At 39.7% G+C, this 15,437-nt stretch carries 11 protein-coding genes; 5 read left to right on the top strand and 6 right to left on the bottom strand.

What is annotated here, in order from left to right; all coding sequences use genetic code 11:
- Window positions 1–9: 9 nt before the first annotated feature.
- Genes kamA through TSP02S_RS01945 form a run of 4 tightly spaced genes read left to right on the top strand, consistent with a single transcriptional unit; the run spans window position 10 to window position 4,099 of the window.
- Window positions 10–1,266: a lysine 2,3-aminomutase gene (gene kamA, locus TSP02S_RS01960; RefSeq protein WP_041081484.1), complete on the top strand. Its 1,257-nt coding sequence runs from the start codon at window positions 10–12 to the stop codon at window positions 1,264–1,266.
- Entirely contained in the window at window positions 1,254–2,150 is an 897-nt protein-coding gene (locus tag TSP02S_RS01955; RefSeq protein ID WP_041081483.1) for a hypothetical protein, read from the top strand. Before kamA ends, TSP02S_RS01955 begins: the two co-directional genes overlap by 13 nt.
- A gap of 2 nt (window positions 2,151–2,152) precedes the next feature.
- Window positions 2,153–3,253 (top strand): DNA polymerase III subunit beta, encoded by a 1,101-nt coding sequence (gene dnaN / locus TSP02S_RS01950; RefSeq protein ID WP_041081482.1) that lies wholly within the window; start codon window positions 2,153–2,155, stop codon window positions 3,251–3,253.
- 3 nt (window positions 3,254–3,256) lie between these two features.
- On the top strand, window positions 3,257–4,099 hold the full coding sequence (locus tag TSP02S_RS01945; protein WP_052465269.1) for an ABC transporter ATP-binding protein: 843 nt from the start codon (window positions 3,257–3,259) through the stop codon (window positions 4,097–4,099).
- On the opposite strand, the gene TSP02S_RS01940 is transcribed toward TSP02S_RS01945, so the two are convergent.
- From TSP02S_RS01940 to TSP02S_RS01920, 5 genes are all read right to left on the bottom strand, one after another.
- Complete coding sequence (locus TSP02S_RS01940) at window positions 4,077–4,808, bottom strand: amino acid ABC transporter ATP-binding protein (RefSeq protein ID WP_269763774.1); 732 nt, start codon at window positions 4,806–4,808, stop codon at window positions 4,077–4,079. The two genes, TSP02S_RS01945 and TSP02S_RS01940, sit on opposite strands and share 23 nt — an antisense overlap.
- Entirely contained in the window at window positions 4,805–5,524 is a 720-nt protein-coding gene (locus TSP02S_RS01935) for an amino acid ABC transporter permease (protein ID WP_041081481.1), read from the bottom strand. Before TSP02S_RS01935 ends, TSP02S_RS01940 begins: the two co-directional genes overlap by 4 nt.
- A gap of 32 nt (window positions 5,525–5,556) precedes the next feature.
- On the bottom strand, window positions 5,557–6,312 hold the full coding sequence (locus TSP02S_RS01930) for a transporter substrate-binding domain-containing protein (RefSeq protein ID WP_041081479.1): 756 nt from the start codon (window positions 6,310–6,312) through the stop codon (window positions 5,557–5,559).
- A gap of 245 nt (window positions 6,313–6,557) precedes the next feature.
- Window positions 6,558–7,889 carry a TldD/PmbA family protein gene (locus TSP02S_RS01925; protein WP_041081477.1) on the bottom strand — a complete coding sequence of 444 codons (1,332 nt, stop codon included), beginning with the start codon at window positions 7,887–7,889 and terminating at the stop codon, window positions 6,558–6,560.
- Entirely contained in the window at window positions 7,886–9,274 is a 1,389-nt protein-coding gene (locus TSP02S_RS01920) for a TldD/PmbA family protein (protein ID WP_041081476.1), read from the bottom strand. Before TSP02S_RS01920 ends, TSP02S_RS01925 begins: the two co-directional genes overlap by 4 nt.
- 98 nt (window positions 9,275–9,372) lie before the next feature.
- Here TSP02S_RS01920 and TSP02S_RS01915 point away from each other — a divergent pair, with 98 nt between their 5' ends.
- The gene (locus TSP02S_RS01915; RefSeq protein WP_041081474.1) at window positions 9,373–10,446 is read left to right on the top strand and encodes a THUMP domain-containing class I SAM-dependent RNA methyltransferase; all 1,074 of its coding nucleotides are present in this window, start codon (window positions 9,373–9,375) and stop codon (window positions 10,444–10,446) included.
- A gap of 27 nt (window positions 10,447–10,473) precedes the next feature.
- Here TSP02S_RS01915 and TSP02S_RS01910 read toward each other — a convergent pair whose 3' ends face one another.
- Window positions 10,474–15,423 (bottom strand): DNA-directed RNA polymerase subunit beta', encoded by a 4,950-nt coding sequence (locus TSP02S_RS01910; protein WP_041081472.1) that lies wholly within the window; start codon window positions 15,421–15,423, stop codon window positions 10,474–10,476.
- Window positions 15,424–15,437 lie beyond the last annotated feature (14 nt).

Raw genomic sequence — 15,437 nt, 5'->3', positions numbered from 1 at the left:
GTCTTTGATATGAGAGATTACAGAGAAATCTCGATCTGGAAAGATGTGAAGCAAGAAGAATGGAATGACTGGCACTGGCAGTTGAGTAACAGAGTAATGGATCTTGAAACGCTGCAACACATCGTGAACCTAACCGAACAAGAACGAGAAGGTGTGAAACACTCTCTCAAATTTTTAAGAATGGCCATAACACCTTATTACGCAACCCTAATGGATCCAGATAACCCAAAATGTCCTGTGAGAATGCAGGCTATTCCAACCGCGAAAGAATTGAATATCTCCAGTGAGGAGATGTTAGATCCTTTACACGAAGACGTAGATTCACCAGTAAAAGGATTGACACATAGATATCCAGACCGTGTTTTGTTACTGGTGACAGATCAATGCTCGATGTATTGCAGACATTGTACCAGAAGAAGATTTGCTGGTGAGACCGATGCACCACTTTCAGATGAACATTTGAACAAAGCCATCGAGTACATAAGAGCCAACAAAAAGATCAGAGATGTTTTAATCTCTGGCGGAGATCCTTTAACCCTTTCGACTGAAAGACTTGAGAGCATAATATCTCGAATTAGGGAGATCAATCATGTTGAGATTATAAGAATAGGTACTCGTGTTCCTGTGGTGTTGCCAATGAGAATTACTGAAGAACTCACAAAAATGTTAAAGAAATATCACCCAATATGGATAAACACACATTTTAATCACCCCAAAGAATTCACTGAAATGTCAACTAAGGCACTTGCAAGATTGGCAGATGCTGGAATTCCACTTGGTAACCAGAGTGTTTTGCTTAGAGGCATCAACGATTGTCCACAAATCATGAAAAAACTGGTACATGAACTGGTGAAAAACAGAGTGAGACCATATTACATATACCAGTGTGATCTTTCCAGAGGGTTGTCACATTTCAGAACGACTGTTTCAAAAGGTATAGAGATCATAGAATATCTCAGAGGTCATACTTCGGGTTTCGCCGTACCTACCTATGTGATCGACGCGCCAGGTGGAGGTGGTAAGATTCCGATCGAACCCCAGTATCTAATCTCGATGGGTGAAGGAAAAGTCATAGTGAGAAATTACGAAGGAGGTATTTTTGTATACAACGAACCTCGAGATTACAGGAGTGAATGTGACGAAAACTATATTGAAGAGGAAAGAAAGAGCACCGATGGGGTTGCTTCCTTACTGACAGGAAAGCGCAGGTATTTACTTCCTAAGGAAAGTGACAGAATTCGGAGGTCAAAAGGTTGGCAAAAGTGATTTACGTTGTCGGTAATGCAAAAAATGTTGGAAAAACAACAGTTGTTAAGCATCTCTTGAAAGAAATGAATAAGATTTGTGTTACGAGCATCGGCTTTGATGGAGAAGAGACCGATACCATAACTGGATCACCCAAGCCCTTAGTGGAGCTTAAACAAGGTGATTTTGTCCTAACATGTGAAAGATTCCTTAATGGTTCTCATTTCTCAATAATCGAAGCAGTCGATGAAAATCCATTGGCTGGCACGGTCTTTCTGGCTCAATCCATACTCCCTACTTCTGTAATGATCGCTGGAGCAACACCTAAAGCCATCGAAATCGCCTCCAAAAAAGATTGTTTTGAAACACTTATAGTTGATGGAGCCTTGGATAGACTTGTACACGCTGGATTCATCGAGGATGCGCACATCATCTTTGTAATTGGCACGCAGCAAGGAGAAACAGAACTTCAAAGATCTATTGAACGAGTTTTGGGTGCAATTCAAATTCCCCTTGCACCACTATTTGTTAAAGAGATATTCAAAAATTGCACCGGTGTTTGTGGCTTGAAAAGTGATGGTACAGTACGAAAATTTGGCTCATCATTATTGGATATCACAATCTCAAAACACGAGAAATACGAATGGCTCTTTGTTTCGGGTGCTCTCTTGGAAGAAGCGGTTAAAAAGCTTGGTCGGACGAAATTATGCATATCGAATCCCTTTTCATTTTTCGGAAATCCTTCGAAATTTGATAATATATATACGATGAAAAAATTGCAACTCGATAGAGTATATGTGAATCTCTTTGACAAACTATGGCTCAAAGATAAAGTCCTAAATATTGTGAAATCATTTGGATATGATGTATGTGATATACTTTTTGCCGACTCTCAGGAGGGATGAGAATGAAGATCAACGTAGAAGCAAGTGAACTTTCGAATAAGATCTCAATTGTCTCAAAGACTGTGCCCTCGAAGACCATCAAACCTATAATGGCATGTATTTTATTTGATGTTTCACAGAAAGGAACATACCTACATGCCACCGATCTGGAAACAGGAGTTAAAGCCCGCGTAGAATGTGAAACTGATAGTGAAGGAAGATTTGCAGTCGATGCAAAGATTCTCTATGAAATAGTTAAGACCTTGCCCAATGAAGGGAAAATTCAATTGAATTTTTCATCTGGTTTGCTGGCTCTCGAGTGTGGACGCAGTAAATTCAGGGTTCCAACCATGGATCCAAGTGAATTTCCAGAGATCTCTTTACCGTCTGAAGGATATGCGCTTGATATAGAATCTAAGACACTTTCAGAGATGATTGAAAGAGTTATCTTCTGCGCTGCCAAAGACGAATTCATGAGAAATCTCAACGGTGTTTTCTGGGAAATAGGAAATGGCTTTCTCAGACTTGTTGCATCTGACGGCTTTCGCTTAGCCTTGGCGGAGGAAAGGCTATCAACACAAAGTGAATCGAGTTTTCTGATTTCACTCAAGAGCATGAAGGAACTTCAAAGTATAGTTCAAAGTTGCTCTGAAACAAATATAACCATTCATTACGATGGTAAGCGACTATCTTTGAGTACACCAAACATCGAAACAGTCATGAGAGTTGTAGAAATAGATTTTCCAGATTACAGGAAAGTCTTACCCAAAGCCTTTAAAAGTAAAGTTATCTTTTCAAAGAATGATCTAATTGAAGCACTCCGAAGAACAATGGTCATAGCAAGGAGAGGTAGTGAGTCGGTTAAAGTAGAAGTTGGTGAAGATATCTTGTCTCTGAGCAGTAGGAGCCCAGACTCTGGTGAAGTAAACGAAGAATTACCTATTAGAAAAGAAGGCGAAGACATCGTTGCTGCTTTTAACCCTCTTTTTTTGATGGAGGCTTTGAGGCATATTCACACAGATGAAGTTGAGTTCAATTTCGTAGACAGTACAAGTCCTTTACAGATCAACCCATTGAATGTAGAAGGATATCTATACATAGTCATGCCCATAAGGATTGTGTGAAAAATGAAAATATCATGTACAAACATTTATAAAACTTTCTCAACCAAGAGAGTACTTGAAGATATCTCATTTGAGTCTGAAGAAAATTGTATAGCAATCCTGGGTGCTAATTCAGCAGGTAAAACTACCTTGCTCAAGATTTTTGCTACAATTCTCAAACCCGATCGAGGTAATATAAAAATCGAGCAAATCGATGTGGTGAAAAGCCCCGAAAGGCTCAGAAAAATACTCAGTTTTGTCCCAGAAAATCCCTCATTATTGAAAGAACTGAATGTTGTTGAAAACATAAAACACTTCGCCGCCTTGAAAAAGATGAGAGTTAATCCTGTGCAAATCATGGAGAAGTTTTATATACCAATTACAAAAAATCCTGTCAGAACCCTTTCTAAGGGAGTCCAACAAAGATTGATGATTGCAATTGCCCTGATGAACAATCCAAAACTGTTAATACTCGACGAACCTACGAGTGGCCTTGATCGTGAATCAAAAGAATTGTTGTGGAAATTGCTCATTAATATGAAAAATGAAGGTACGACGATTTTGCTGAGTACACATGACGAAGAAGAGGTTTCAGTACTCGCGGATTATTTAATCTTGCTGAGTGAAGGTAGGATTCTCCTTACAGGAAAAGTACAGGATTTGCCAGTTGGAAAATTCTATGCCGTTCAGGTGCTACAGGAAGTATCTAATTCTCAAAATCATGTACTATCTAATTTAAATGGAAAAATCGTCCTTCTTGTTAAAGATGAAGAATTACCAAAACTAATAACTCAGCACAAAGTGCTGAACGTCAAGAGTATCGGGCTGAGAGAGTTGATCGAGCTCAAGAATAAACGGTTGCTATAAAATTTTTTGCATTCTGAGACATTGGTTGTGTGAAAAAACTAATTGGATCCGAATCTTCGACGATGATACCGTTTTCCATGTACAATATCCTGGAAGCCACACTTTTTGCAAAATTCACTTCGTGTGTTACTACCACCATTGTGTGACCTTGATTTGCAAGTTTTTTCATCACTTGGTGAACTTCTCCAACTAATGTGGGATCGAGTGCCGATGTGGGCTCATCAAAGAGTATGAGATCTGGTTTCATTGCGAGTGCACGCGCGATTGCCACCCTTTGTTTTTGGCCTCCAGAGAGTTGAGAAGGATAACTTTGAGCCTTTCCAGTCAAACCAACGACTTCAAGGCATTCTCTCGCTACTTGGTATGCCTTGTCTTTAGAAAACTTTTTGACCTTCGTCAGACCAAGCATGACATTCTCTAAGGCTGTCATATGGCTGAAAAGATTGAAATGTTGAAAGACAAAACCAATCTGCGATCTTATTTGTCTCAAGATTGATTGATCATCAGTAATCCTTTGACCTTTAAAAAATATCTCACCCTTATCTGGCTTCACTAAATAGTTTATCGTTCTAAGTAATGTTGATTTACCAGCACCAGATGGCCCCATTATGACAACTATCTCCCCCTGACTAACTTCGAAAGAAATCCCTCTTAAAACCTCAGTTTTCCCGTATCTTTTGTGAACATCAACTACTTGCAACAAACTCATGGTATGGCGAGCCTCCTTTCTAACCAATTCCCCAGAACAGAGAGGACACTTGTAACAGCAACATAGAAAACAGCTATGGTCAAATAACTTTCAAAAGACGCCAACGTCTGTGTTCCAACCTGTCTACCAGTCATAGTTAACTCAGCTAATGCTATGACTGACGCCAAAGAGCTATCCTTTACAAGGCTTATCGATTGTCCTATTAGTGCAGGTAAAGAGATCCTGATGGCCTGAGGGAAGTGAATGTACAAAAACACCTCAAAATTCGTCAAACCCAAGGAAAAGCCCGCCTCTAATTCCCCCTTGTCCACTGCATCAAGACCAGAACGGATTATCTCGGCAAGGTATGCACCTTCAAAAGCTGACAAACCCAAGACTGCGGCCCAAAACCTATCAAAGGGTAAAATACTTCCAAGACCATAATAAGTCAGGAGTATCACGACAAGTAATGGAGTATTTCTGAAAAAGAAGATATACAGCACGGCAAACTCTCTGAAAATCCCCGAAGATCTTCTCATCAAGGCAAAGACAATACCAATTGCAAATGAAATGAGCAACGAGAAACCGCTCAAATTCATCGTTGTGAGTAACCCCTTCAAAAATACCGTGCGATATTTCAATACAATTAACCAGTTGAATGGATAAACTTGAGCTATAGAAAAATACAATACCACCAAAACCAATACTGTAAGAAATATCGCATAGACTTTTTTCATGAATACACCTCCAAGAATGAGGGCTTCTGCCCTCATTCACCAGTCAGCCACTTTTTGTAGAGTTCATCGATCAAACCAGTCGTCTTGGCCCACTGAATGAACGTATCAAGCCATCTGAGAGTTTCAAGATCTCCTTTTCTAATCGCAATCCCCAGATCTTCGAGACTCAGCAATTCTTGAACCATACCGAGAGTATCGTATTTTTGCGTTAAAAACTTTACATAAATTGAATCATTCACCATGATATCTGCTCGCTTTGAAACCACCTGAAAAGCCGCTTCATCCATAGTTGAAAAAGTCAATATCTTGGCTTTTGGAAACATCCTTCTTGCAGTGAATTCACCTGTAGTACCAAGTTGAACAGCTATAGTCAATTGCCTTTGAGAGAGTTCCTCATAAGTTGGTGGAGTCTTGAATGTGGCTTTGTTATATAATATAGCCTGTCCGACAGTTAAATATGGTATCGAGAAATTCACCTTTAGAGCGCGTTCGGGTGTGATCGTCATACCAGAAAAGATCATGTCGAATTTTCCAGAGATAAGAGCCGGTATGATACCGTCCCAATTGACAATGACGAACTCTACTTTTACACCAAGAATCTCTGCCATCTTGTTGATCAACTCAATTTCAAGCCCGACACGCTCTCCTTTTTCGTCTGTACCATACAACGGCATGTAACCCTCGTCTTGTCCAATTCTCAAAACGCCTCTTTTCTGAATATCCTCGATCAGTGAAGCAAAACTCAGTGTTGCTACAACTAAAATCATCACCACCAAAAATCTTTTCACCTAAATCACCTCCGTATAATAAAAAAACCGGGCTGTTTTTTCACAGCCCGGTTTTTTGTTACTTTTACCCTATCAGGTGGCACCTAACGAAGTACCACCCGGGGATCAACCGGGCTGTACTTCGCATGATGCTTTATTTCAACTATTGAAGGTTGGAGCCAACAGCAAAAACCAATCACCACTAAGCCACCTTTCAACTTGTTTGCATAATCATACTATGACAAATCAAATCTGTCAAGAGTCAATCACGAACCGCTACCTGCTACATCAATATTTTCAACCAAAATAGATGGAAAATAAGCAGAACCCGAAACCAAATCACAATCAGTACCTATTTCCTCAATCCTCCTGAGTAGCTCAAGAATATTTCCCGAGATAGTTATCTGTTCAACGGGTTTAATTATTGCGCCATTTTCAACATAATACCCTAATGCACTCACAGAAAACTCTCCAGATACAGTTCTTACTCCTGAGTGCAAACCATCAAGAGCAGTTATTATCACACCTTTTTCAAGCTGCTTTATCAAATCTTCATAGCTTTTTTTACCCACCTCTACAACTACATTCAATGGTGTACATTTATAAGTGAAGACATTGCCCGTTGGTTTGACACCATCTCTCTTTGCAGATTTCAGTGAGTGAAAATACGTTGTTAAAACACCGTGGTCTATGAAAGGTTTTCTCCTTGTAGGTACTCCTTCGTTGTCAAAAGATCTCTTTATAGGTGCTTTCTCAAAAAGTGGGTCATCGACAACAGTTAGTATTTCACTGGCAATCTTGGAATTGAGTTTACCTTTCAATGGAGACAGACCTTTTTGCACCGATTCAGCAGAGAAAATCGGCATAAAGGCAAAAAACAACTCTGAAAAGACATCTCGCCTGAGTATAGCCCTGTATTTACCACTTGGGATACTTTCTGCACCAAGTTGTGAAAGCGCTTCTTGAGACGCTTCAAAAGCCACTTTTTCTGGATCGATATCGCTTGGTTTTGATCCAAATTTCACCTTGAATCCTCTTTTTGGTTTTTTACCATCTGATGCGACAAGATATACATAAGCTGCACCAAGACCAGCACTCTCCGAAAGATTGAGTCCCTTTGTGTTAAACACTGAAACCTCATATCTCTCGTGGGAGTATACACTCATCATAACCATGGCTATACGCTTATCAAATGCCATCGCCTTCTGCTCCATAGTCTTTGCAATGTCTATCTTGTTCCTAACAGGTAGTTTTTCAAACTCGTCTTTAAAAAATTGTGGATTGTGATATTCACCAGATCCGTCATATATAGAATCTTCTTCTAATGTATCGGTTACCAAAAGATTCTCATAAGCACTATCTACCAAAAATTTCACCGAGTCTTCATCAACAATTTCACATGATGAAAAAGCGGCTTTTGAATCTTTCAGTCCTTTGAATGTAACTTTTAATGAATCTGCATCGTTGTAGTTATCGATATTTTGCTTACTCACAACAACTCCAAATTCTCTCTCACGAGTGAAACGCAATTCACATTCGTCAAAACCCTTCTTTTTGGCGTAAGAAAAAACTTTATCTTTGAAATCTTCTATCCTCATTTACTTCGCCCCCCAACTATGAGCTCAGTTACCCTAATCGTGGGTTGTCCAACATCTGCCGGAACACTACCAGACATAGATCCACACATTCCTTGGCCACGCGATAGATCATTTCCAACCATATCGATCTTTTGAATCACTTCTGAACCTTTGCCTATAAGAGTAGCACCGCGGACGGGTTTTGTTATCCTACCTTTTTCTATCAGATAACCTTCAGCGACGGCAAAGTTGAATTCACCTGTGGCAGGGTGAACAGATCCTCCACCCATTGTTTTTGCGTATAATCCATATTCTGTTGCAGCGATAATCTCTTCTGGCAAAAATTTTCCAGGCAGTATAAAGGTATTACTCATCCTTGAGGTTGGTGCAAATTTATAATTCTGTCTCCGACCGCATCCATTTGGTTGTATCCCCATTTTCTTGGAATGGAAACGATCAACAAGGTATGTCTTGAGAATCCCATTTTCTATGAGTAAATTCCTTTGCGTTGGTGTTCCTTCATCGTCGATATTATTCGATCCCCAAGCGTTTGGTATCGTACCGTCGTCAACAGCAGAAACGCAATCTGACGCTATCTTCTGACCAAGTTTTCCTGCAAAGACAGAAGCGCCTTTTGCCACTGAAGTTGCCTCAAGCGCGTGTCCACATGCTTCATGGAATATAACACCACCAAATGCATTTGAAATAACAACCGGCATTTTTCCAGCTGGTGCATAATCTGCTCTGACCATTCTGTCTGCAATCCTGGCCGCTTCAACCCCCACATCATATGGATCAAGCAAATTGAAAAATTCTATACCCATTGCTGCTCCAGGACCAAAAAAGCCTGATTCTTGCTCTGAATCTTTTGTTGCAACAGCATTGACCATAAGCCTTGTCCGAACACGACGATCTTGCGATATCAATCCATCTGAATTTGCTATAAAGATCTTTTGATCATAATCCCAATATCTTATAACAACTTGACTTATAAGGTTCGAATAATTCTTTGCCCCTTCATGCGCCCTTTTCATAATTTTTGTTTTTTCAGATTTTGATACATCCTGAGGATAGAAGAAAATTAAATGAGAATTTTTTACATCTTTGTTGATCATGTTGATTGACCTTTCCACACCATTTTTGATTTCGAGCGCATCTATTAATCTGTTAAGCACTAAAGACAACTGTTTTTCAGAAAAATCATTCGTATAGGCATACACTTGTTGTTCGTCTTTGAAAACCCTCAAACCTATCCCAAATTCCCGACCACTGCTGGCAACTTCTACTCTACCATCGATCATGGTCATCTCTGTACTCGATCTGTCTTCGGCGAAGATCTCTACAAAATCTGCCCCCTTGCGGATGCCTTCATTTATAAGCCGCTCGACGATCCTATTCTCTAACAAAAAACTCACCTCCTATGGTAATTGTATCATGCTAAATGTTAGTAAAACTAACTAATTCATATATATATTTTGATACAATCAACTACAGAGGTGTTAAGATGGAATTTGTTGCTTTGTGTAGTTCTGGACTCGAGGGAGCTGTGTGTATTGAATTGAGAAAGCATGGCTTTAAGATAAAAATGGTTACAGCAGGGCACGTACACTTTCTTGGAAAAATAGAAGATATTCCTTTACTCAATTTTAGTCTAAACAGTGCTGACAGAATTTTGATACATATGACTTCCTTTGAAGCTCAAGATTTTGATGATCTATACAATGGTGTTCACAGTGCCCAGTGGCAAGAGATAATCCATAAAAAGGCAAATCTTGTGGTTGAAAAAGTCAAGGTGAGAAATTCAAGACTCTCTGCGACTGGTGCTGTTGCGTCTGTTGTTAAAAAAGCCATTTACAACAAGATCAAATCAGATGGAAAAAGTGATGGGACAGAATATCCCTTGTACGTGTACCTGAAAAACAATGTTGTTTCTATAATGATCGACACCACTGGAAAGGACGCGTTGAATAAAAGAGCGTATAGAATCAAAACATCCGTGGCACCATTACGCGAAACTATCGCTGCTGCTCTCATATTGCTGAGCCAATGGGATGGAAAAACTATTTTGGTCGATCCTTTTTGTGGAAGCGGCACAATACCAATAGAAGCTGCAAGAATAGATCTTAAAATTCTGAATAACAAGAGACAATTTGCCTTTCAAAGATGGCCCATATTTGACAGATACCCCATCAAAACCCAAGGAAATGTTGATATGAAAGATCAAATAATCGCAATGGGCTTTGATAAAGATCGACGAATACTAAAAATAGCAAATGAAAATGCTCAGAGAGCTGGTGTAGAAAAGAATGTAATCTTTCGCCATGTCTTTTTCGAGGACTTAAAATCATTTAAAGACCAATTTCATGTCATCAGTAACCCACCATTTGGAATCAGATTGAAAGAAGGTGACTCAAAATTCTATAGACATCTTTCGAAAATAATCAATCTGTTTCCAAATTCCAAGATATGTTTGATAACGCCCAAAGAAGATTTAGAGAAACTCTTTGCCGTTAAAGCAAAAAAGAAATTCAGATTTCAAAACAGTGGTATTTGGACATGGTGTTATATCTTTGAGTGAAAAAAGAAGGGGCTAAAGCCCCTTCCTTTATGCCATTTTTTCTGCCTCTGCTGCTCTTGGAGTCTCTTCTATCTGAATATTTGCAAAGGTCTCCAAGCCAGTACCAGCAGGTATTAATTGACCAACGATCACGTTCTCTTTGAGACCTTCCAAGAAATCCACGCTTCCTTCAACTGCAGCTTCGGTCAAAACCTGCGGTGTCTGTTGGAATGATGCTGCACTGAGCCATCCTTTTTGTTCCAAAGAAGCCTTCGTTATTCTCAGGAGTCTTCTTCTATACCTCATAGGTTCCTTTGGTGCTATCTGATAGAACGTTGGTTTGCCTTCTTCGTAAATACAGACTTCTTTAACCCCTGCTTGAATGGCTTTTTCAATTGCTTCCTCTACCAATTCTGTTCCTTCAGCCGCTATTTCCTCGATTTGATCGCCAATCTTTGCAACTATTTTCCTTGCAAGAATCTTGCCGATTACGAAATTCTTATTACTCTGAACGTTCGCATTTGCCTTAAGTATTTCTTCGTTTATTCTTTCAGCTTCAGATATAGTCAAGAGTTGACCAGGTAAGTAATCTGTATCACCAGGATCAATTACTTCAACTCTTCCAAGCATTTGTTTTATAATGATCTCAAAATGCTTGTTGTGTATCTCAACACCTTGCTCTACATAAACTTTTTGTGTTTCCTTGAGTAAATACATTGCCGTTGACTCAACTCCAAGTGTGTCCATCAACTTTCTCAATCTTATAGTTCCTGTTGTTAACATCATACCTGGCAACACTTTTTGTCCAACCTTGACCTTGACCTTTGTTTTGTCATGAACTTCATATTCATGTATACCGCCAAGGTAATCTTCAATATAGATCTTCTGTTTACCTTCCACATCTTTTATGTCTTTTACAAAACCAGCCTCTAAAGCGAAAACACCTTCTGGTTCCTTGAGTTTTTTCCTTGCCTCAAACAATTCCTCTGCCCTTGGTAGACCCTGTGTTATATCTGCTGTTGTCGCTATACCACCTGTATGGAATGTTCTCATCGTAAGCTGTGTCCCAGGTTCACCTATAGATTGTGCTGCGATTATACCTACAGCCTCACCTACCTGCACAACCCTGTGGTTAGACAGATCCATACCATAGCACATTGCACAGACACCTTTTTCAGATTCACAGGTTAATACAGAACGTACGTATATGTTTGGTCTCACTTGAATATGGCTGATGCCATTTTCTTCAAGTAATTTTGCAGTCGTTTCGTCTATCTCTTCTTGGAACACAACTAACTGTCTTTCTCCTTTTTTGTCATTCAGATCTTGCAGTGAAATAGTTCCCACTACTGGGTACATTTTTACCTTCAGCGATTTCTTACCAGCAGTTCTTGCCATTCTAACAACATCCCATGTTAATTCTGTTCCAACTTCCAGGTAAGTACCATCGACTCTCACTTCTTCTGCGATTTCGGTATAACAACGAGGTATGTGCAGGCTCTGTAAGTCTAATGTTTGTTCAACACAAACTGGCACTGACACAGAATAATTTGCAAGGAATTCAGCATCATCGTCAGAGAGCATAGTATTTCTAACATACTCTTTCATGGTCTTTGGGTTTTTCACGACTTCTCCAGTTAATGGATTAAGGACATCCTTTGCCAAAACTCTTCCAAAGAGGAAATCTTTCAATTTCTGCACAGGCAGATCATCACTTACAAGTTGAAGGGCTTTTATACCATTTTCTGTACCACAATCAGTTGTCGTTATTACAATACTTTGAGAGACATCAACCAATCTACGTGTTAGATAACCTGCCGATGATGTCCTTAGAGCTGTATCTGCAGCACCTTTTCTCGCACCATGTGTCGAAATGAAGAACTCCATACTACTTAAACCTTCACGGAAGTTTGAAATAATTGGTATTTCGATTGTTCTACCTGATGGATCTGCCATTAAACCACGCATTCCAGCAAGTTGCTTAACTTGGTCGGTATTACCTCTCGCACCTGAATTGACCATCATGTATACAGGATTGAAAGGATTTTCACCAAGAGCATCATAAGTTGCAACTTGGACATCTGCCGTGGCTTTGTTCCAAGCTTTTATTATCTCTCTGTACCTTTCTTCAAAGTTGAGAAAACCTTCGTTGTATTGGCTTTCAATATATTCCACCCTTTGTCTGGTTTGATTAATTATTTCATTCTTCTTCGGTGATATTGTTAAATCTTTTAGAGAAATCGTAAGTCCAGACAGCGTGGCATAGTGGAAACCAAGGTCTTTCATATTATCAAGTAAATCAGCAGTGGCATCGATGCCGTGTCGTTTAAAGGTATCGTAGATAACATCTTTAATTTCTTTCTTACCGAAAACGCGTTCATAATCTCTAAGGTCTGGTGGAATGATTTCATTGAGAATAATTCTGCCAATCGTTGTCTTGATCACCTTTTCTCCATCGGCAGTTCTTACCTTAGCCAATACTGGAGTGTGAAGTTTAACATAACCAAGAGAATAAGCAAGCACAGCTTCCTCGGTTGATCCAAAACGATACTTTATTTCCTTGGGTTTTACATCTTTGTAGTCATTTCCTACAGCTGTTAAATAATATACTCCAACGATAATATCTTTTCCGGGCATCGATATAGGCTTCCCATGTGCCGGTGATATTATGTTGTACCTTGAAAGCATCAGGTATTTTGCTTCAGCTTGTGCTGCCGCAGAGAGTGGTACATGTACCGCCATCTGGTCACCATCAAAATCAGCATTGAACGGTGGACAAACAAGAGGATGTAATTGAATGGCGTTACCTTCTATTAATTTAGGTTCAAAGGCTTGAATAGACATTCTGTGAAGTGTAGGTGCCCTATTAAGTAAAACCGGATGGCCTTTTATAACCTCTTCAAGTATATCCCATGCCTCTGGCATCTCTTTTTCTATGATTGCTTTTTTCATCTTACGAGCTGCCTTGCTTGACTCTCCACCTTCTTCGAGGAGTTTTGACAAAACGAATGGTCTGAACAACTCCATAGCCATCTTTTTTGGAAGACCACATTGATGTATTTTCAGTTCAGGTCCAACGACTATGACAGCTCTACCCGAATAATCTACGCGCTTTCCTAAGAGATTTCGCCTAAATCTTCCTTTTTTGCCTTTAACAAGATCTGTCAATGATTTTAGTGCTCTACCATTTCTATCCGCAACAGCCTTGCCAATTCTTCCGTTGTATATGAGACTATCAACGGCTTCTTGGAGCATTCTCTTTTCATTTCTTATGATGATATCTGGTGCATTCAGTTCTAATAACCTCTTGAGCCTGTTATTCCGGTTTATAACCCTTCGATAAAGATCGTTCAAATCTGTGGTGGCGAATCTACCACCATCTATTTGAATCATTGGTCTGAGCTCAGGTGGAATAACAGGTACAGCTTCCAAAACCATCCATTCTGGTCTTACGTTGGATTTGATCAAATCTTTCACAATTTTCAATCTCTTTAATAATTTCAACGCCCTTCCGCTACTTTTTGGAAGCTGAGATAATTCCGACTCGATATGTGCTCTTAGTTTTTCCAGATCAATCTTTTCGAGCAACTTTTTTACAGCTGTTGCACCATAATGGGCTTCTATTTTGCCAGGGTACAGTTCTCGATAAGCTTCATATTCACTCTCAGTGATTATCGAACCAATAGTCAAACCAGTTTTCTCTGAGAGCTCTTCATCGATCTCTGTAATGGCCACTATGGGTCTGTCGTTTTCGACTTCCGCTTCAACTGTGAATTGATCGGGATAATGTTCTTCAAAGATTTTGTATTCGTGGGCAGACAAAACTTCATCTTCAAACAAGAATCTATCTGCCAAATAATCTCCGGCTTTAACTGTATCGCCATCGTTAACATATGGGAGTGCACCTTCAAAGATCGGGTATTGCTTTTCTTGAATGACTTGTTCAATGTATAATGTACCAGCCGACAGGACTTCGTAAGTACCGTCTTCCATTGGCCTAACATTTAATTCCTTACCGAAAACTACTTTACCAGAGCTTGGACTCTGAATAGGTTGAATTGTACCAGCACTCAAAAGTTCATCAGCAGCCTTTACTTTGCTACCATCTTTTACAAGCACTTTGACACAATATGGAATAGTTATAGTGACAGGTTGCTCCTTACTCGTCGCGAGTGGTTTTATCGTCATTGTAGAAGCCAGCTCATCTATTTCAACAGTTCCATCAAAGGGTGCATAAAATGGTGAAATCTGCTTTTGAGCAACCAAAGGAGTGTCCTTTTCTACTAATTGATCGTTCTTCACCAGCAAAATCATCCCTGGTTGAAGCTGAACAGGAACGCGTTGGTTGTTTCGAACGATTATCCATGTGATTTCTCTTCCAGTGTTACTTTTTTCGGTTTTGATCTTTACCTCACCATCGATATCTGATATAACTGGAGATTTTGGGTTCTTAACGACAACTGCTATCTCTGCCTCGAAATCCAAGGCTTTCCTGTAAATCTCGTACTCTGTTTCATACAGTGAGTCTGCGGCAGCAAACTGAGTCTTTTTGGGATCCACAATGATATAGGTTCGCTCGATGATCCTTCTACTGCCATGGTATATGATATTTTCAAGGTCTCGCGCGGGTATATTCAACAAAGTAGAAAGTACACTTGGGCTGCTTTTTAAATACCAAACATGAACCACAGGAGCCGCTAATTCTATGTGTCCCATCCTTTTTCTGCGAGCTTCCTTGGATTCCACCCTCACACCGCATCTCTCACAAACAGTTCCCTCGTATTTTTTACCTTTGTACTTTCCACAAACACATTCATAATCTTTGGTCGGTCCAAAGATTTTTTCACAAAATAGTCCGTCGCGCTCTGGTTTGAATGACCTGTAGTTAATCGTCTCGGGTTTCTTGACCTCTCCGCTTGACCAACTTCTAATCGTTTCCGGAGAAGCTACGCCAACTCTTACCGATGCAATCTTTCTCTTAAAAGTAGATATCGCCATTCATCTTTCCCTCC

It is taken from the genome of Thermotoga profunda AZM34c06 (assembly GCF_000828675.1).
Lineage (GTDB): Bacteria > Thermotogota > Thermotogae > Thermotogales > DSM-5069 > Pseudothermotoga_B > Pseudothermotoga_B profunda.
The sequence above is the reverse complement of the archived record's forward strand: the minus strand, read 5'-3'. Positions and strand labels throughout refer to the sequence as shown.

Bases quoted from the DNA above. Each gene is read 5' to 3' on its own strand.
- TSP02S_RS01935 (WP_041081481.1), bottom strand. From the start codon at position 5,524: ATGAAAAAAGTCTATGCGATATTTCTTACAGTATTGGTTTTGGTGGTA.
- kamA (WP_041081484.1), top strand. From the start codon at position 10: ATGAGAGATTACAGAGAAATCTCGATCTGGAAAGATGTGAAGCAAGAA.
- TSP02S_RS01915 (WP_041081474.1), top strand. From the start codon at position 9,373: ATGGAATTTGTTGCTTTGTGTAGTTCTGGACTCGAGGGAGCTGTGTGT.
- TSP02S_RS01925 (WP_041081477.1), bottom strand. From the start codon at position 7,889: ATGAGGATAGAAGATTTCAAAGATAAAGTTTTTTCTTACGCCAAAAAG.
- TSP02S_RS01910 (WP_041081472.1), bottom strand. From the start codon at position 15,423: ATGGCGATATCTACTTTTAAGAGAAAGATTGCATCGGTAAGAGTTGGC.
- TSP02S_RS01945 (WP_052465269.1), top strand. From the start codon at position 3,257: ATGAAAATATCATGTACAAACATTTATAAAACTTTCTCAACCAAGAGA.
- dnaN (WP_041081482.1), top strand. From the start codon at position 2,153: ATGAAGATCAACGTAGAAGCAAGTGAACTTTCGAATAAGATCTCAATT.
- TSP02S_RS01940 (WP_269763774.1), bottom strand. From the start codon at position 4,808: ATGAGTTTGTTGCAAGTAGTTGATGTTCACAAAAGATACGGGAAAACT.